The organism is Rhodoferax sp. (assembly GCF_030646845.1).
Classification (GTDB): Bacteria; Pseudomonadota; Gammaproteobacteria; order Burkholderiales; family Burkholderiaceae_C; genus Rhodoferax.
Genome location: NZ_JAUSLE010000003.1, coordinates 19,147 through 37,221 on the forward strand (window position 1 = coordinate 19,147; position 18,075 = coordinate 37,221).

General features: G+C 63.7%; 18 protein-coding genes. 4 read left to right on the plus strand and 14 right to left on the minus strand.

Annotated elements, in window-relative coordinates:
* Window positions 1–60: 60 nt before the first annotated feature.
* The 8 genes from Q7T10_RS00265 to Q7T10_RS00300 all read right to left on the minus strand — a co-directional run bounded on the left by Q7T10_RS00265 (window position 61) and on the right by Q7T10_RS00300 (window position 7,534).
* Complete coding sequence (locus Q7T10_RS00265; RefSeq protein ID WP_304744625.1) at window positions 61–537, minus strand: MarR family winged helix-turn-helix transcriptional regulator; 477 nt, start codon at window positions 535–537, stop codon at window positions 61–63.
* A 40-nt stretch (window positions 538–577) separates the two neighbouring features.
* Window positions 578–3,169, minus strand: coding sequence for an EAL domain-containing protein (locus Q7T10_RS00270; RefSeq protein WP_304744627.1), 2,592 nt, complete (start codon window positions 3,167–3,169; stop codon window positions 578–580).
* A 151-nt stretch (window positions 3,170–3,320) separates the two neighbouring features.
* On the minus strand, window positions 3,321–3,863 hold the full coding sequence (gene thpR, locus Q7T10_RS00275; RefSeq protein ID WP_304744629.1) for an RNA 2',3'-cyclic phosphodiesterase: 543 nt from the start codon (window positions 3,861–3,863) through the stop codon (window positions 3,321–3,323).
* 25 nt (window positions 3,864–3,888) lie between these two features.
* Complete coding sequence (locus tag Q7T10_RS00280; protein ID WP_304744631.1) at window positions 3,889–4,314, minus strand: hypothetical protein; 426 nt, start codon at window positions 4,312–4,314, stop codon at window positions 3,889–3,891.
* A 61-nt stretch (window positions 4,315–4,375) separates the two neighbouring features.
* A complete protein-coding gene (locus Q7T10_RS00285; RefSeq protein ID WP_304744633.1) occupies window positions 4,376–5,257 on the minus strand; it encodes a uracil-DNA glycosylase in 882 nt (293 codons plus the stop codon).
* A complete protein-coding gene (rimI, locus tag Q7T10_RS00290; RefSeq protein ID WP_304744636.1) occupies window positions 5,247–5,735 on the minus strand; it encodes a ribosomal protein S18-alanine N-acetyltransferase in 489 nt (162 codons plus the stop codon). Before rimI ends, Q7T10_RS00285 begins: the two co-directional genes overlap by 11 nt.
* Window positions 5,732–6,448, minus strand: a complete 717-nt coding sequence (gene tsaB, locus Q7T10_RS00295) for a tRNA (adenosine(37)-N6)-threonylcarbamoyltransferase complex dimerization subunit type 1 TsaB (RefSeq protein WP_304744638.1) — start codon at window positions 6,446–6,448, stop codon at window positions 5,732–5,734. The genes rimI and tsaB overlap by 4 nt, the downstream gene beginning before the upstream one ends.
* A 54-nt stretch (window positions 6,449–6,502) precedes the next feature.
* The gene (locus Q7T10_RS00300; RefSeq protein ID WP_304744640.1) at window positions 6,503–7,534 is read right to left on the minus strand and encodes a DMT family transporter; all 1,032 of its coding nucleotides are present in this window, start codon (window positions 7,532–7,534) and stop codon (window positions 6,503–6,505) included.
* Window positions 7,535–7,579: 45 nt separating this feature from the next.
* On the opposite strand from Q7T10_RS00300, the gene dacB reads away from it, so the two are divergent.
* Genes dacB through Q7T10_RS00315 form a run of 3 tightly spaced genes read left to right on the plus strand, consistent with a single transcriptional unit; the run spans window position 7,580 to window position 10,536 of the window.
* Window positions 7,580–9,061 carry a D-alanyl-D-alanine carboxypeptidase/D-alanyl-D-alanine-endopeptidase gene (gene dacB, locus Q7T10_RS00305; RefSeq protein ID WP_304744642.1) on the plus strand — a complete coding sequence of 494 codons (1,482 nt, stop codon included), beginning with the start codon at window positions 7,580–7,582 and terminating at the stop codon, window positions 9,059–9,061.
* Between the two features lie 20 nt (window positions 9,062–9,081).
* Window positions 9,082–10,233 (plus strand): sensor domain-containing diguanylate cyclase, encoded by a 1,152-nt coding sequence (locus tag Q7T10_RS00310; protein ID WP_304744645.1) that lies wholly within the window; start codon window positions 9,082–9,084, stop codon window positions 10,231–10,233.
* Between the two features lie 48 nt (window positions 10,234–10,281).
* Window positions 10,282–10,536, plus strand: a complete 255-nt coding sequence (locus tag Q7T10_RS00315; protein WP_304744647.1) for a SemiSWEET transporter — start codon at window positions 10,282–10,284, stop codon at window positions 10,534–10,536.
* Between the two features lie 25 nt (window positions 10,537–10,561).
* Here the strand turns inward: Q7T10_RS00315 and Q7T10_RS00320 are convergent, their stop codons facing one another.
* The 3 genes from Q7T10_RS00320 to purE are packed head-to-tail and all read right to left on the minus strand — an operon-like array spanning window position 10,562 to window position 13,277.
* Window positions 10,562–11,599, minus strand: a complete 1,038-nt coding sequence (locus Q7T10_RS00320; RefSeq protein ID WP_304744822.1) for an L-threonylcarbamoyladenylate synthase — start codon at window positions 11,597–11,599, stop codon at window positions 10,562–10,564.
* Between the two features lie 14 nt (window positions 11,600–11,613).
* Window positions 11,614–12,786: a 5-(carboxyamino)imidazole ribonucleotide synthase gene (locus tag Q7T10_RS00325; protein WP_304744649.1), complete on the minus strand. Its 1,173-nt coding sequence runs from the start codon at window positions 12,784–12,786 to the stop codon at window positions 11,614–11,616.
* A complete protein-coding gene (gene purE, locus Q7T10_RS00330; protein WP_304744651.1) occupies window positions 12,783–13,277 on the minus strand; it encodes a 5-(carboxyamino)imidazole ribonucleotide mutase in 495 nt (164 codons plus the stop codon). Before purE ends, Q7T10_RS00325 begins: the two co-directional genes overlap by 4 nt.
* Before the next feature lie 104 nt (window positions 13,278–13,381).
* Between purE and trxA the strand changes: the two genes are divergently transcribed.
* Complete coding sequence (gene trxA, locus Q7T10_RS00335; protein WP_304744654.1) at window positions 13,382–14,290, plus strand: thioredoxin; 909 nt, start codon at window positions 13,382–13,384, stop codon at window positions 14,288–14,290.
* A 63-nt stretch (window positions 14,291–14,353) separates the two neighbouring features.
* Here trxA and Q7T10_RS00340 read toward each other — a convergent pair whose 3' ends face one another.
* The 3 genes from Q7T10_RS00340 to pyk form a co-directional block, all read right to left on the minus strand.
* On the minus strand, window positions 14,354–15,271 hold the full coding sequence (locus tag Q7T10_RS00340; RefSeq protein ID WP_304744656.1) for a phosphoribosylaminoimidazolesuccinocarboxamide synthase: 918 nt from the start codon (window positions 15,269–15,271) through the stop codon (window positions 14,354–14,356).
* Between the two features lie 96 nt (window positions 15,272–15,367).
* The gene (gene fba, locus Q7T10_RS00345) at window positions 15,368–16,432 is read right to left on the minus strand and encodes a class II fructose-bisphosphate aldolase (protein ID WP_304744658.1); all 1,065 of its coding nucleotides are present in this window, start codon (window positions 16,430–16,432) and stop codon (window positions 15,368–15,370) included.
* 96 nt (window positions 16,433–16,528) lie between these two features.
* A complete protein-coding gene (gene pyk, locus Q7T10_RS00350) occupies window positions 16,529–17,962 on the minus strand; it encodes a pyruvate kinase (RefSeq protein WP_304744660.1) in 1,434 nt (477 codons plus the stop codon).
* Window positions 17,963–18,075: the final 113 nt, after the last annotated feature.

Sequence of the window (18,075 nt, forward strand, 5' to 3'; positions counted from 1 at the left end):
GCTGAATCTCATTCATTGTACGGAATGACTATCTGCAGCGAAAGCCCAAGAACCTAGGTATTAACCCTTAGTTTTGCGTCCGGCCAACTTGTCCTGGCGGTCGTTCAAATGCACGAACTTGCGCAGCAAGCGCATGAACTCCTTTTGCTCTTCCGGCTCCAGGCTGCTCATCATGCCGCGGTACATCACGTCCACGCCCGGGCGAAGCTCGAGCAGCACGTCCTCGCCGGCCGGTGTCAGAGAGAGGCGGCGCTGGCGCCGCGGCAGCACTTCGCGCAGGATCCAGCCCTTGGTTTCCAGCCGGGCCGCGATATCGGCGGTGCTCGAGGTATCTAGTGCAATCATCTGGGCCAGGGTCACCTGGTCGATGCCCGGCGTTTCATGCAAGGTGCGCAGAATGGCGTATTGAATCGGTGTGACATGCCGGCCATGGACGTCGTGAAACTTGGACACCGCAATCTGCTGCGCGCGACGGATCAGGTGGCCCGGTTCGTCGTAAAGTTCGATGGAAGGTGAAGTGTCGGCAGAGGGGGTCATGGGAAGATTTTGCCCCACGGCGGGCACGCGCAGTCCATTTTCACATTGGCCTTGAACTGGTCAAGTAGCGCGCGAATTCGTCCGCCGGCATGGGACGGGCAAAATAATAACCCTGTGCGCCGTCACATTGAATGCTGCGGAGTTGTTGCAGGATCTCCGGGGTTTCCACCCCCTCGGCAACGGCCTGGAGATCCAGGCTGTGTGCCATCTGGACAATGGCTTTCACAATCGCGGCGTCGTCCGGATCTGTCGCCAGATCGCGAACAAACGACTGGTCGATCTTGAGTTTGTCGACGTCAAACCGCTTGAGATACGAGAGACTGGAATAGCCGGTGCCGAAATCGTCGATGGACAGTTTCACGCCCAGTAATTTGAGCCGCTTGACGCTGCCCAGCACCTGCTCGACATTCTGGATCAGGACGGATTCGGTCAGCTCCAGTTCCAGCAGGGAAGGCGCAAGGCCCGACAGTGCCAGGGCCTTGAGCACGGTTTGTTCCACGTGGCCGTGCCTGAACTGCACGGCCGACAGATTCACGGCTATCGCAAGCTCGGGCAAGCCGGCCGTTTGCCAGGCCATGGCCTGTCGACAGGCCTCGTGGATCACCCATTCCCCCATGGGAACGATCAGGCCGCTGTCTTCGGCAATGGAGATGAACCGCCCCGGGGATACCAGACCGAACTCCGGGTGCTGCCAGCGAATCAGCGCCTCCGCGCCAATCACCGCGCCGCTGGCCAGGTCGATCTGGGGCTGGTAGTGGAGGATGAATTCACTTCGCTCCAAAGCGCGTCGCAGTCCATTGCGAATCACAAGGTGTTCAACCACCTCGGCATTCATTTCTTCATCAAAGAAGCGGTAGGTGTTGCGCCCCGCTTCCTTGGCCCGGTACATGGCCGTGTCGGCCTTCTTGCTCAAGGTCTCGAAATTATGCCCATCCTCGGGATAGATGGCCACCCCGATGGAGACCGATGTCGAGAGTTCGTTGCCGTCCGTATCAAACGGATCCTGCAGACGTCCCATGATCTTGGCCAGTACCGGTGTGGTGGCATCGAGGTCGGGCAGGTCGCTCAACACGATGACGAATTCGTCGCCGCCCTGTCGGCTGATGGTGTCCGTGTCCCGAACACATTCACTCAGGCGCGACGCGACCTCCTTGAGCAGCGCATCGCCCGTGGCATGCCCCAGCGAGTCATTGATCTTCTTGAAATTGTCCAGATCGAGAAACATCAGTGCCAGCTGGGTCCCGGTGCGATCTGCATGCGCCATGGCCTGCTGCACGCGGTCCTGCAGCAGCAGGCGGTTGGGCAGCCCGGTCAGGGGATCATGGTAGGCAAGGAATTCGATTTTCTGCTCAGAGACCTTCTGCTCGGTGATGTCCGAGCCCGTGCCGCGATACCCAAGAAATACCCCGTTCTCGAACACCGGCTTGCCGCTGATCGAGAACCATCGCAGTTGACCGGGCTGGGTCTCCATCTGGTAAACAAAGTCCTTGAAGGGCTGATGTGCTTCAAGGACTTGCCGGTGTTCCTGCAGTTGCGCTTGCGTCAAACCAACAATGGGCAATTCCCATCGCGTCTTGCCAATCGTTCTGTAGGGATGCAGCTTCGTTGGGATAAGTCCGACCGACATTTCGATGAAGCGAAAATGGGTGTCCTGCTCCCAGAACCAGTCGGATGACATTTCCGACAAGTCCCGAAATCGTGCTTCGTTGGCGCGCAGATGGTTTTCGATTTCCTTGCGCTCGGCCACTTCCAGCATCAAGCGCGCATTGGCCTGTGCCAGTTCTTCGGTCCGCTCCCGCACCCGCTGCTCAAGCTCCCGGTGGGCGCTGGCCAGGGCCTCCTGCGCTGACTTCTTCTCACGGATGTCTTCGGTAATCCAGATCGTGCTGCGGCTGCCATCGGCCGTTGACAGTGCCTTGGCCAGATGGCGGCACCAGATCAGCACACCGTCCTTGCGGGCATTGAGCCACTCGATGTCGACCAGCTCACCGGCCGCCAGCTTCTGGCCGACCGCCTCCCCAAAACGGGCATAGTCCTGCGCATCCTTGAAGAACACTTCAGCTTTCTGACCCGTCAAGGCACCGACGGGCCAGTGCAGGATGACCTCGGCGCGCGGGTTGCAATGCACGATCCGGCCATTGCTGGTGAACATGATGCCCAGGGAGGCATTTTCGAGAATGGCCTGCTGCTTGAGCAGCACTTCCTCCAGCTCGGCCTGCGCGCGTTTTCGCTCCCCAATGTCCTCGGCAATCCAGATCGTGCCTTCAGCGGTGTTTTGCGGGTTGATGACCTTGGCACGCATGCGGCAACAGACCGTGCTGCCGTCCTTGCGACGCAACTGCATTTCACGGTCCAGCAGCGCCCCGCTGGAGAGAATGGGCGACGCAATGCGTCCTATCTCGGCATAGTCTTCTGGCGATAGATAGAACACGGAGCCGTGCTGGCCAACCAGTTCGCCCTGCGGCCAGCCAAAGATCTTCGAAAACTCGGGATTGCAATGCAGCACCCGCTGGTCGCGGCTGAACAGGATGCCGACCGAGGCATTTTCGAGAATGGCCTGGTACTCAAGCAGCGTCTGCTGGACCGAAGACAGTGGGGAGTTGCCAACGAGCGGGGTGGGCGAGTCGGTCATGGGCGGGAATTCATCATGTTCTTATATATAACCGCTCACTGCAACCAGAACCTTACAAAAACCCTGGCTCGATGCTGCGCCATCCACTGAAATCCACCAAAGTACCGCAATCCGTGATTACCGCCTCGCCGGGCGCTGCGGATGATCGCCTTCACGCGACAGACCCGTAGCGCTGCAGCACCCGGTAGCGCTGCCGGGCGTCCCCCGTGGACTCCATCAGGGCATAGCCGTCGACGTGCCAGCCGAACATTGGGGGCTGCGCCGGGAGTTGCACCAACGCGGCATGGCGGGCCAGCGTGAAATGGGGGCGGTAGGGGCGCGCCTCGGTTTTCAGGCCCAGCCGCTGCAGGGCCTGCGCCAGGCTGCGATGCAGGAGCTGAAAACCCTCAGGCACGGCGTCGGGCAGCAACACCGCCAGGCCGTGCCGCCAGAGTTCAGGTTGCCCGAAGCGCAGTTCGAACGGCGTCATGGGCACGGCCAGCCCCGATCGCAGCTCATCCAGGCGCTGGCGTGGCACGGACCCCAGGAAATGCAGCGTGATATGCCAGTCGGGCGGCGCGTAGCGCGCGGCATCGGTGTTCCACTGCCATGCATCGCTGTGCACGGCGAGCGCGGCCTGGACAGCCTCACCCGGGCACAGGGCCAGGAACAGCCGCGCGGGGTCCTGGTCGGCGGCTTGACGGCTCTGCGGCATGAGCCTGGTACTTCGTTCGCCGCGCTCAGCGTGGGGTCTGCAATTGCCCTTGCGACACGCTGGGCGCCGGTGCAGCCGCTGGCGTATCCACCATTTCCCGCACGCCGTCAACGAAGTACTCGGTTTCTCCAAAGCAGGAGGTGGGGATGAATCGGTGCTGCCGGTAACTGAGAACCACCCGCTTGCCGGCCAGGAGATTGATTTTCTGGGCGACGGCGTCGTCGTGCACAGTGAAGTCGAACTTGTCCGGGATAGCGCCCGGCATCGTCACCATCGCGATTTCGCCTTCCCAGGTCTTGCAGAGCCAGCCCTTTTTGGAAAACTTCTGCACATAGCCGGCGCGCTCACCCGCCGAGTAGTCCCAATGCAGCGTCAGCCAGAGCCAGCCTCCGGCGAGAAGGGCCAGGATGATCAAGGTGAGCGCAATAACGCGCAGGGCTTTCGATGGCATGCTGGTTGACTCCTGAATGTGGCGCGCTGTGTTTCTTGGTTAGGGCTGGGCTGCAAGCGCCCTACTGTGTCAGTTCCAGCGCCAGGCACAAATCAGCCCAGGCGCGGGCCTTGTCCTGCTGGGTGCGCAACAGGTAGCCCGGGTGGTAGCTCACCACGACCGGAATGCCGTGGTAACGGTAGATTTGCCCGCGCAGCTTGCCCAGCGGGATGCTGGCGACTTCGGGCAGGCTGCCCTGCAACAGCGCCTGGGCGGCAAAGCGCCCCATGGCCAGAATGACTTTGGGCTGCACCAGCGCCACCTCGCGGCGCAGGTAGTTTTCACAGGCGGCGAGCTCCTGCGCGTCGGGATTGCGCACCACGGCCGGACGGCACTTGACGACGTTGGTGACATAGGCCGCGCTCGCCCTGCTGGCGGTCCCGCCACGCCGGCTGACGCCAAGGGCCTTGAGCATGTTGTCCAGCAATTGGCCGGCCTGGTCGGCGAAGGGCGCACCCTGGCGCTCCTCGGCCTCATCCGGGGGCTCACCCACCACCAGCCAGTCGGCCTGACGAGGTGCCTCGGCATCGGCAGCGCCGAACACCGGGGCCCGGCGCCCGGTGCGCAAGGCGCACGCCTGACAGTTGGCCACGGTCTGTGCCAGTGTGGGCCAATCCATGCCCGCAATGCCGTCAGACAGTCCGGCGGGCGCAACGGGTGGCGCGGGTTCGCGCCGGTCGGGCACCCGCGAATCTGGTGCCTTTGAGGCTGTAGCCCCCGTGTTTATTGCCTCAATAGCTATTATTTCGATAGCAATCGCGGCAGCCGTTTCCGTTTCCGTTTCCTCTTCACTCCCGGCTACCTCAGCCGCGAGGCCGACATCGGCCACGGCTTCGGGCAGCCAGACGCGCACCCCCATCTCCTGCAACATGGCACGCTGGCGTTGGTCGAGGTCAAGACTCATCAATGCATTCTCCCAGACGCAGGCTCATCACCAGCGCGTCTTCACGCTGGCCATGGACGGCGGGGTAGTAATTCTTGCGCTGGCCCACCCGGCGATAGCCCTGGGCTTCGTAGACCTGCACCGCGCGCAGGTTGCCGACCCGCACCTCCAGCCACAACCAGTCCGCGCCCTGGCCCCGGGCCCAGATCGCCAGCGCATCCAGCATGACGCGCGCCCAGCCCTGGCCCTGGTAATCGGGCGCCACGGTGATGTTGAGCAAATGCACTTCGTCCACCCCTTTCATGGCGACGAAATAGCCGAGCAGGGTGTCATCGGCCATCAACAACTGCGCCTCGTAGCCCGACTTGAGCGCATCGAGGAAGTTGCCGAGAACCCAGGGATGGGCATACGCCACCTGCTCCACGCGCAGCACCGCTTCCAGGTTCTGCGCCGTCATGGGTTCAAACCGGGCTTCGGTCGTTTTGAGGACGGCGCTCATAGGGCGGCTTTCTCCGCGGCGCGCTCCAGGGTGGTCTTGGCCACTTTGTCGCGGATGTAGCGCGGCAGCGCCTGGTCGGCACGCACCGCCGCGCCAGCGGCGAGCAGGGCCGGTGCCAGCCGCAGCATGGCGGTGGCGGTGGGCAGGGCATCGACACGCTGCGCCGCGGGGGCAGACAGGCGCGCGCCATAGGCGGTAAAAACATTGCCGGCCAGCGTCCAGCCCGGCTCACACACCAGCCCTTCGGGGTGAATCAGGCGGCTGTCCCTGATCTGCGTCCAGTGCCCGTTCTTGAAGACATAGCTGCCGGCATATATTTCGTCCATGCGGGCGTCCAGCAGGGCCACCACCTGATAGTTCTGCAGCGCGGCCGCGTGCCGGGCGCGAGCCTCTTCGGCCACGCTGAGCAGGGTATCGACCGGCACCACCTTGACCTCCGCGCCAAACGCCAGCCCCTGCGCCACGGCACAGGCGGTGCGCAAGCCGGTGAACGAGCCGGGGCCGCAGCCGAAGGCAATCGCGTCCAGTTGCCCGTATTGCAGGCCCGCCTGCGCCATCAGGCGCTGAATGGTGGGGATCAGGTTGGCCGAGGTCTGGGCGCCGCCAGGGGCGGTGTGTTGCCACACCTCGCTGGTCTGGCCCGCATCACCCAGCACGCGGCTCACGGCGACCGACATCATCTCGGTACTGGTGTCAAAGGCCAGCAGGTTCATCGCCGCACTCCCGCGCCGGCCGGCATTGCCCGAATTTCGAAAATCATCATTAAATCAGCCTCCAGCCCCCGCCACACCTGCATGAGCAGCTTCTTTTTTAATAGCAACCGGCGCTGCCGCGCGCACACCAAACAGAATGCCCATCGTCACCAGTGCCAGGCCCGCCGCCAGATTCCAGAACAGCGGCTCGCCCAAAAACAGCACCGCGCCCAATGCCGACAAGCCCGGCACCAGCGCCGTGATCATGGTGGAGCGCACCGGGCCGTAGTGCTGGATCATTTTGGTGAAGGTGATGCCGGAGATCACCACCGAACCCCAGCCCTGAAACACGGTCTGGAACAGCACTTCGCGCAATGGGGCCGTGAACACATGACCTTGCACCACCTGCCCCAGCACCAGCGCGGCGTACACCGGCACATAGATCACAAAGGCGAAGGCGGTGATGGCGATGGTGGCGCGCACGGCATCCAGCGCATGACGGCGCGCCAGCACGCTGTAGGTCGACCAGCACAGCGCGGCCACCATGAACAGCACATCACCCTTCCAGACCTCGCCGCCGTCGAACGCCCGCAACAGGCTGGCGCCGCCCACCAGCAGGTCGCCCAGCACGATCAGGCCCAGGCCCAGAGCGCGCAGCGGCGTGATGCGGTCGTGCAGGACCAGTGCCGCCAGCAGGGCCGTCCACAGCGGCAGGCTGCCCGGCATCAGCACCGAGGCGTGCAGCGCCGGCGCAAACACAAAGCCGCTGTAGGCCAGCAGCGCATACAGCAGACCACCAAACAGGCCAACGGTGGCGGTGACCCGAAGCGACAGCGGCGACAAGCCCAGCAGCGACGACTGTCCTACCCCCAGCGCCCGGTCGCGGCGCACCAGCCACGCGCCCCAGGGCAGCAACACCAGGCTGGCGCCGACGATGCGGCAAAACGCAATGTCAAATGGCGTCAGGGTGCCGCCGCGCGCCGGGTCGGCCGAGGCGCGGGCGATCAGGATGAAGGACGTCCAGATGAGCACCGTGACGACGGCGGCGGCCAGGCCAATCGTGCGGGGTGAAAAACCCCTGGAAGAATGGCGTGAGGAAGCGTGCATGCCCCCATTATCCGTGGCGGACAGCCGCGACGGGATAATCAGGGCATGTCTCTACCCCATGGCCTGCTGGGCGTTTTTGCCTCCCTGGCGTGCGGCCTTGCGCTGGCCCAACAACTGCCCCCCGAAGTGGACGCGGCATTGGCCCGCGCCAAAGTGCCGCGCGATGCCGTCTCCCTGCTGGTGGTCGACGCCGAGGGCAAATCGCCGCCACGCCTGAGTCATCGCGCCAACGTCCCCGTCAATCCGGCGTCCGTCATGAAGCTGGTGACCACCTATGCGGCGCTTGAGCTGCTGGGTCCGGCCTTCAGCTGGAGCACGCCGGTGTTTGTGGAAGGCGCGGTGCGCGACGGCACCCTGTTTGGCAACCTGTACATCAAGGGCCAGGGCGACCCCAAACTGGTGATTGAGCGCCTGTGGCTGCTGCTGCGCCGGGTGCAGGGCCTGGGCATCCACAAGATCGCCGGCGACATCGTGCTCGATCGCAGCGCGTTTGAGGCAGTCGACGCGGACCCCGCCAGCTTTGACGGCGAACCGCTGCGACCCTACAATGCCGCGCCCGACGCCCTGTTGCTCAACTTCAAATCGGTCGTGATGACCTTTGTGCCCGACCGCACGGCCAACACCGCGCAGGTGCATTTCGAGCCACCGCTGGCAGGGGTGCAGATGCAGACGAGCGTGCCGCTGTCCAACGGGGTGAATGGCGCCAGTGCGGCCTGCGGCGATTACCGCGCCGCGCTCAAGGCTGATTTTTCTGACGCCACGCGCATCCGCTTCGGCGGCACCTACCCGGCCAGCTGCTTCGAGAAGGTCTGGTCAGTGGCTTATGCCGACCCCAGGAGTTACAACGTGCGCGCCGTGGAAGGCCTGTGGCGCGAGATGGGCGGCCAGCTGGCGGGCACGGTGCGCGACGGGCGCGTGCCCGCGCTGAACGGGGCCGCCAGGAACCCGACATTGCAGCCGCTGCTGGAGCCGGCGTTCGAGATCGCCTCGCCCACGCTGGCGGAGGTTATTCGCGACATCAACAAGTACAGCAACAACGTGATGGCGCAGCAACTGTTCCTCACGCTCAGCCTGCCCGTGCGGGGCCAGAACGGCAGCCAGACCAGTGTGGCAGCCACCCAGGAGGCTTCGCGCGAGGTGCTGCGCCGCTGGTGGACGGACCGTATCGGGTCGAACGACCTGCCCACGCTGGACAACGGCTCGGGCCTGTCGCGCAATGAACGCATCAGCGCGCAAGCGCTGGCGCGCCTGCTGCAAACCGCCTACCGGTCGCCCCTGATGCCCGAGCTGATGTCCTCGCTGCCGATCTCGGGCGTGGACGGCACGCTCAAGCGTGCCCGCGCCATGCCCCAGGGCAGCGCCCACCTCAAGACCGGCAGCCTGCGCGATGTCACTGCCGTGGCCGGTTATGTGCATGCGGCCAGCGGCAAGCGCTATGTGCTGGTCGCCATCGCCAACCACCCGAACGCCAACGCGGCACGCCCGGCCTTTGAGACGCTGGTAGAGTGGGTGGCCCTGGAAAACTGAACCGGGCCACTTTGCCCACCATGACCCAGAACACCAAGAAACCCGTCCACTGGGCGGTTCGGCTGAACCACCAGAACCGGTCGGGCTCCTTCGTCCTGCTCTTCACCGCCATTGGCGCGCACATGGTCAGCCAAGGTTACAGTCTGCTGGCCTGGGGCCTGCTCACACTGCAGTTCCTCGTCTACCCGCACCTGATGTATTGGCGGGCACGGGGCGCGCGCGATGCCATGCAGGCTGAACTGAACAATCTGGTGATCGACTCGCTGCTGTTTGGCATCTGGGCGGCGGCACTGGCGTTCCCGGTGTGGATTACCTTCACCCTGGTCATCGGCACCACCATCACCCATGTCCTCTACCTCGGTCTACGCGGTGTTTGGCGGTCCGTCGCGGCCCTTGCTGGCGGCGCGCTGGCGACCGTGACCATTGCGGGGCTGCGCCTGTCGCCGCACACCGACGGCCTTACTACCCTGCTGTGCGTCGTGGCACTTTTGCTCTACTTGCTGGCCTTCGCCCATCTGGCCTATTTACGCACCCGCATGCTGCGCGACACACGTGAGAAGTTGCGTCTGCGCGAACAGACGCTGCATGCAGCGAACGAGGCCCTGCAGCGGCAGTTCGCCGAAATCCATGCCCTGCAAGCGCAACTGAGCGAACAAGCCAACCGCGACCCGCTCACTGGCCTGTACAACCGACGCTACCTCGATCCCACACTGGCGCGTGAGCTGGCGCGCTGCGAGCGCGAGGGGCAGCCGCTAAGCCTGATGCTGATCGACCTCGATCATTTCAAACAGGTCAATGACAGCTATGGTCATCCGGCGGGCGACGAGGTCCTGAAGAATCTGGCGGCAATGCTGAATGAACAGGCCCGAGCCGCCGACGTGGTCTGCCGTTATGGGGGCGAGGAATTTTTGCTGGTACTGCCCAACATGCCGGCGCACATTGCGTTGGTGCGGGCCGACCAATGGCGCGCTGCGTTTGCCGCAACGACCGTCCGGTTCGATAAATTCCAAATGCAGACTACGCTGTCTATCGGCATTGCCACGTACCCCGGCCATGGCGCGTCGGCTGAAGAACTGATCCGCCACGCCGACCGTGCCCTGTACCGCGCCAAGTCGGAAGGCCGCGACCGTGTCATGTTGTTTCAGACAGAAACCGTCGTCGCCATTACCTAAAAAGATTTCTGGTATGAATGACCCAAAAACTCCCTCTTGAAACCCCCAATGCCCCTCCTCGATTTCATCGGCTACTGCGCCGCCGTCCTCACCACCGCCGCCTTTGTGCCACAGGCCTGGCACACGTTTCAAACGCGGGACGTGCGCGGCATCTCGCTGGGCATGTACAGCGTATTCACCGCCGGTGTGGCCTGCTGGCTGGTCTACGGTTTGCTGCTGGGTGCGTGGCCGATCGTGATTGCTAATTGCGTCACGCTGGCCCTGGCGGCCGCCATTCTGGTGATGAAACTGCGGTATCGCTAGACGCCGCAGCGACGGGCGCCACCGGTCAGGCGGCCGACGCCCGTTGCAGGCGGTCACGCACCCCGTCCCACTCGGGCGTGTCGGGCGGCGTTTCGATCCAGATCAGCTTGACGCCCTGCGCATCAAAGTCGCGCAGCACCGCAAACAGCTGCTGCGCCGTGGCCGCTGCATCGTCGGGCATGCGCCGGCGCAGCACTTTGCTGGACCGGGTTGTCAGAATGGCGCGCGAATAGGTGGCGATGACCAGGCCGGCGCCGTCAATGTCGGCCCCCAGCACGTCCAGCGCCGTCTGCAGGGCACGGGCGTCCATCAGGCGCACCTTGGCCTTGGGCGCGTAGTGGGACTCCAGCGTGCCAGAGGCGCGTGGGGCCTGTGTGTTGTTCGTCATCAACTCCTCGTTTGACAGCACCGGCTGCCCGCACACGGCTTGCACCTGCTCGCGGGAGATGGCGCCGGGGCGCAGCAGCACCGGCACACCGCGCGTGCAGTCGATGATGGTGGACTCGATTCCCACGGCGCAGGAGCCGCCATCCAGAATCAGCAGGTCGTCGCCAAATTCACCTTGCACGTGTTTTGCCGTGGTCGGGCTGACGCGGCCAAACTGGTTGGCGCTGGGGGCGGCGAGGCCCCATACCGGCTTGTGCGGCTGCTGCGGGTTATCTCCCGGCGCCAGACAGGCTTTGAGCACGGCCTGCGCCACGGGATGCGAAGGGCAGCGAAGGCCGATGGAGTTCTGTCCACCGGCGGCGGCCGCCGCCACGCCGGCGCGGCGCGGCAGGATCAGAGTCAACGGTCCCGGCCAGAAGGCCTGGATGAGTTTCTCTGCAAAGTCGGGCACCTGGCTCGCAAAGCGCCCCACGCCGGACGCGTCCAGCACGTGCACGATCAGGGGATGGTCAGCGGGTCGGCCTTTGGCGGCAAAGATCCTGGCAATGGCGGCGTCGTTTTCAGCGTCGGCCGCCAGGCCGTACACCGTCTCGGTTGGCAAGCCCAACAGGCCACCTGCCCTTATCGTCTCTGCAGCAGCCGCTATTGATTTCGCAGCATAACCGTCCAGAATCATGGCTGAATCCGGACTCAAAACGCCTCAAGGCCGAGACATTTGGCCGCCGCCAAAGCGGTGGCACGAACCTCGGCCACCGTGGCGCCGGTGAGGGTCAGGTGTCCCATCTTGCGGCCCTTGCTGGCCTTGAGCTTGCCGTACAGGTGCAGATGCGCGCCGGGCAGCGCCAGTACCTGGTCCCACGGCGGCGAGGCCTTATCCAGCCACAAGTCCCCCAGCAGGTTGAGCATGATGGCCGGGCTGTGCTGGCGCGGCTGCACCAGCGGCAGGCCCGCCAGGGTGCGCACCTGCAGGTCGAACTGCGAGACGTCGCAGGCGTCGACCGTGTAGTGACCGCTGTTGTGCGGACGGGGCGCCATCTCGTTGACGATCAGCGTGCCGTCCTGCAACACAAAGAACTCGACACACAGCACACCGACGTATTGCAGCTCTTCTGCTATCGATTTTGTAGCTGCAACCGCTTGTTTGGCGAGGGCTGGTGGCAGATTTCCTTCATACGCCTCGGTCACGGCCAGAATGCCCTCGCGGTGCAGGTTGAGCTGCACCGGCAGGTTCACCATCACCCCGTCCCAACCGCGCGCCACGATCACCGAGCACTCGGCCTGCAGCGGCAGCATCTTCTCCAGCACACAGGGCGCGCCTTTGAGTTCGGCCCACGCCGTGGCGAGCTCAGTGCGGGTTTTGACGCGCACCTGGCCTTTGCCGTCGTAGCCCAGGCGTGCCGTTTTCAGGATGCCGGGCAGCAAGTCGTCCGTCACGGCGGCGAGGTGCGCCGCCGTGTCAATCACCGCATAGGGTGCGCAAGGGACACCGCAGCGCACAAAATGCGCTTTTTCCTTGGCCCGGTCCTGCGCAATGCCCACCGCCTCGGCGCCGGGGGCCACCGGCCGATGCGAGCCGAGTGTCATCAGGGCCGGGGCCGGCACGTTCTCGAACTCGGTGGTAATCGCCGCGCAACGCTGCATCAACTGCGCCAGGCCCTGCTCGTCGAGGTAGTCGGTCTGGATGTGGTAGTGGCTGACCAGCCCGGCCGGACTGGCGACATCGGGGTCCAGCACCGCGGTGAAGTAGCCCATCGCCTGCGCCGCCTGCACAAACATGCGGCCCAGCTGGCCGCCGCCCATGACACCCAGCGTCGTCTGCTGCCCGCTGCCGGTAGTTCCCGGCAGAATCGTTTGCCGGCTCACAGCAGGGGCGGCAGCGTCATGCCGCGGGCAATTTCGGTTTGCTCGGCGCGAAAGGCATCGAGCTTGGCGCGCAGGCCAGGGTCTTCGTTGGCCAGCATGGCCACCGCAAACAGGGCCGCATTGGCCGCACCGGCAACGCCGATGGCAAACGTGGCCACCGGCACCCCCTTGGGCATCTGCACGATGCTGTGCAGCGAATCCACCCCCGACAGATGCTTGGACGCCACCGGCACACCCAGCACCGGCACCGTGGTTTTGGCTGCCAGCATGCCCGGCAGGTGAGCCGCGCCTCCGGCGCCGGCGATGATCGCCTTCAGTCCACGGCCAACGGCACCTTCCGCGTAGGCGAACATGTCATCCGGCATGCGGTGGGCCGAGACCACCCGCGCCTCGTGCGAAATGCCGAACTGTTGGAGAATATGGACTGCGTGCTGCATGGTGTCCCAGTCGGAACTGGAACCCATGACGACGCCGATTTGAATATGTTTCATAGTGTTGAGGACAGAGCTTGCCAGTGCGCTACGCTCTGCGCCTGGCATGCTGTCCCGCAGGTTGTCAGCATTGAATTTTACTAACTTACCCTGGGTTGCCCGGAATGATGAACGTTACTGTTGAAAACTTTGATGCCGAGGTGGTTGCCGCCTCAATGCAAACCCCGGTCCTGGTCGACTTTTGGGCACCCTGGTGCGGTCCCTGCAAAGTGATCGGTCCGCTGCTGGAAAAGCTGGAAACAGATTACGCCGGCCGCTTCAAGCTGGTCAAGATCGATTCGGACCAGGAACAGGAACTCAGTCAGGCTTTTGGCATTCGCAGCATTCCCACCTGCGTGCTGATGATCGACGGCAAACCGGTGGACGGCTTCATGGGCGCGCTGCCGGAGGGCCAGATCAAGGCCTTTCTGGACAAGCACCTGCCCGCAGGCGAGGTGCTGGAGGCCGAAGTCACCAGCACGGAAGTGTCGGACGCACCCGCTGACAACGACCCCGTCGCCATTCGTGAGGCGCTGCACCAGGCCGTGCTCAAGAACCCGGAGGACGAGAACGCCCGCTTTGACTACATCAAGCTGCTGCTGCAGGCCGGTGACATTGACGACGCCAAAGTGGCGTTTGCCCCGGTAATCGCCAAGACCGCTCAGGTGCGGCGCTTTGATTCACTGCAGCGGTGGATGAATGCTATTGATTTCGTAGCTGACCGGGCAGATTTGACGGGGGCCAATGCCGGATTTGATGCAAAAATAGCAGCCAACAAGCGCGACTTCGACGCCCGCTTTGGCAAGGCCCAAACCCTGATGGCGGCGCAGGACTGGACCGGCGCCATGGATGAGTTGCTGGAAATCCTGATGCGGGACAAAACCTGGGCCGACGAGCTGGCGCGCAAGACCTTCATCGCCATTCTGGACATCATCGAACCACCCCAGGTCAAAGTCGCCGACGGGCAGATCCCACCGGTGGACCCCACCGTGGCGACCTATCGCCGCCGCCTCAGCAGCGTGGTCCTGAGCTGATACCCTGACGCCCGAACCAACCCGAAATCAGCTTGCGCTGGAATTCGGGCGCTGCGCCTTTTTTTAGCCGGGCTGCCCCATCAATCGCTGCATCGCTTCTTGGTATTTGGCAGCGGTCTTGGCGATCACTTCATTCGGCACGCGCGGCGCCGGTGGGGTTTTGCTCCAGGGTTTGCCGTCCACCTGAACCTGCTCCAGCCAGTCACGCACGAACTGCTTGTCAAAACTGGGCGGATTGATGCCTTCCTGGTAGCTCTCGGCGGGCCAGAACCGCGAGGAGTCGGGGGTGAGCACCTCGTCCATCAGGGTCAGCGTACCGTCGGCGTCCAGCCCGAACTCGAACTTGGTGTCGGCAATGATGATGCCTTTGGTCGCAGCAATCTCGCTGGCAGCCTGGTAGAGCCGGATGCTGATGTCGCGGATGCGGGTCGCCAGATCCAGGCCGATCATTTCTACCGTTTGCTCAAACGTGATGTTCTCGTCATGGTCACCGGCTGCCGCCTTGGCCGCCGGTGTGTAAATGGGCTCAGGCAACCTGGAGGCGTTCTTCAAGCCAGCAGGCAGCTTGACGCCACAGACCGCCTGGTTTTCCTGATACTCCTTCCAGCCACTGCCCGCCAGATAGCCGCGCACCACGGCTTCCACCGGCAAGGGTTTGAGGCGCTTGACGAGCATGGAGCGGCCCACCACCTGCGGCACCTCGGCGGGCGTCACCACGCTCTCGGGCGCTTCGCCAGTGAGGTGGATGGGGCAGATGTTCAAGCCCTGGGGGCCGAGCTTGTCAAACCAGTACAGCGCCATCTGCGTCAGCAGCGCGCCCTTGCCCGGAATAGGCTCGCCCATGATCACGTCAAACGCGCTCAGGCGGTCGCTGGCCACCATCAGGATGCGGTCGTCGCCCACGGCGTAGTTGTCACGCACCTTGCCGCGGGCGAGCAAAGGCAGGGAGGTGAGCATGGAGGTGTGCAGGGCAGCAGTCATAGCGGGCAGTCAGAGCGTCGAGGACAGAGTGGAAAAAACAAAGGGCCCGCCGCGGTGCTTGCACCGGCAGCGGACCCTGATTATCGCAATTTCCGGTCAGTGCGCGACCTGCGCCAGCTCACCCCGCGCATATTGCCCGGCCACCTCGAACAGGCTGTGGCTCTTGATCTTGCTGGCCTGGCCTTCACAGCCAAACTGAAGGTAGCGTTGCTTGCACAGTTGCTTGGCCGCTTCACGGGCGGGCTTGAGCCAGTCGCGCATGTCGAATTTGTCAGGGTTTTGCGCCATGAATTGACGCACGGCCCCGGTCATGGCCAGGCGGATGTCGGTATCGATGTTGATCTTGCGCACGCCAAACTGGATCGCCTTCTGGATTTCTTCCACTGGCACGCCGTAGGTTTCCTTCATGTCGCCACCGAATTCACGGATGATGGCCAGCAGCTCTTGCGGCACGCTGCTGGAGCCGTGCATCACCAGATGGGTGTTGGGAATGCGGCGGTTGATTTCCTTGATGCGGTCAATCGCCAGGATGTCGCCGGTGGGCTTGCGCGTGAACTTGTAGGCGCCGTGGCTGGTGCCAATAGCGATGGCCAAGGCGTCGAGCTGGGTGCGCTTGACGAAATCGGCCGCCTGCTCGGGGTCGGTCAGCAACTGGTCACGCGTCATGGTGGCGTCGGTGCCGTGACCGTCTTCCTTGTCGCCTTTCATGGTCTCCAGCGAACCCAGGCAGCCCAGCTCGCCTTCCACCGTCACACCGACGGCGTGCGCCATGTCCACCACCTTGCGGGTGACCTCGACGTTGTAGTCGTAGCTGGCAATGGTCTTGCCGTCAGCCATCAGGGAGCCGTCCATCATCACCGAGCTGAAACCCAGATTGATGGCACCCTGGCACACGTCCGGGCTCTGCCCGTGGTCCTGGTGCATCACCAGAGGAATATGCGGATAGGCCTCGATCGCCGCCGCGATCAAATGCTTGATGAACGCCTCACCGGCATACTTGCGGGCGCCTGCGCTGGCCTGCAGGATGACGGGTGCGCCGACCTCGTCGGCCGCCGCCATGACGGCCTGCACCTGCTCCAGGTTGTTGACATTGAAAGCCGGAATGCCGTAGCCGTTGACGGCTGCATGATCCAGCAGTTCGCGCATCGAAACGAGTGCCATTTTGATATCCCCAGAGAAGTTGGTAACCGACTGGTAACTTGTACCTTGACCGGCGATTTTACCCCCCGGGAAGCGAGAAGCGTGGGGGCAATACCTTCAGGACACCCGGCAGATTTTCAGCATGTTGGTGCCACCCGGCGCACCCATGGGCTCGCCACAGGTAATGGCATAGACGTCGCCACTCTGAACAATGCCGCGGGATTTCAGGTGGTTCTCGGCTTCAGCCAGTGCCGTGTCACGGTCGGCACTGGTGTCGATGAACAGCGGTCGCACATTGCGGTACAGCGCCATCTTGCGTTGCGTCGCCACCTTGGAGGTGAGGGCGTAAATCGGTACCTGAATCAGGTGCCGGCTCATCCACAGCGCCGTCGACCCGCTGTCGGTCATGGCCACGATCGCCTTGGCGCCCAGGTGATGGGCGGTAAAAAGCGCCCCCATGGCAATGGACTGGTCGATGCGTTTGAAGGTCTTGCCGGTGAAATCGGCTTCCAGCTTGAAGTCTTCGTAGCCTTCGGCCACATGGCAGATATTGGCCATCTCGATGACGGTTTCCAGCGGGTACTTGCCGGCCGCCGTCTCGGCTGACAGCATCACGGCGTCCGTGCCGTCCAGCACCGCGTTGGCCACATCGCTGACCTCGGCGCGGGTCGGCACCGGGTTGGTGATCATGGACTCCATCATCTGGGTCGCCGTGATCACCACCTTGTCATGTTCGCGGGCGAGCTTGATCATGCGTTTCTGCAGGGCCGGCACGGCGGCATTGCCCACCTCCACCGCCAGATCACCACGCGCCACCATGATGCCGTCGCTGGCGAGCAGGATTTCTTCCAGTTTCGGGATCGCCTCGGCGCGCTCGATCTTGGCAATCAGCCCCGGCCGGTGCCCATACTCGGCCGCCGCCACGTTGCACAGCTGGCGGGCCATTTCCATGTCGATCGCATTCTTGGGGAAGCTGACCGCCACATAGTCGGCCTGGAAACTCATGGCCGTGCGGATGTCGTCCATGTCCTTGGCGGTGAGCGCCGGGGCGGTCAGTCCGCCGCCCTGCTTGTTGATGCCCTTGTTGTTGGACAGCTCGCCACCCAATCTGACGGTGGTGTGCACCGCCTCGCCCTTGACGGCATCGACCGTGATGACGATCAGGCCATCGTTGAGCACCAGCACATCGCCCGCCTTGACCTCGCTTGGCAGCGCCTTGTAGTCCAGGCCCACGGCATTGATATCGCCCGGCTCGGTGCGCGCAGCATCCAGCACGAACTTCTGGCCGGGCTCCAGCATCACTTTGCCTTCGGCAAATTTTCCGACGCGAATCTTGGGGCCCTGCAGGTCCGCCATGATGGCCACCTCGCGGCCCACACGATGCGCCACTTCACGCACTAGACGGGCCCGGTCAATGTGGTCTTGCGCCTTGCCATGGCTGAAGTTCAGGCGCACCACGTTGACCCCCGCTCGAATCATCTTCTCCAGCAACGCAGGGTCGCTGGAGGCTGGGCCAAGGGTGGCAACGATTTTGGTGGCGCGACGGGGCATGGGGCGGACTCCTTGTTATGAACGTTCGATTTTTACACGGAAGTGGTTACCGGCCAGCATCAGATTGAGGCGCAGAGCAACGGGCAAAAAATGCCGTTGATAATCGCAATACC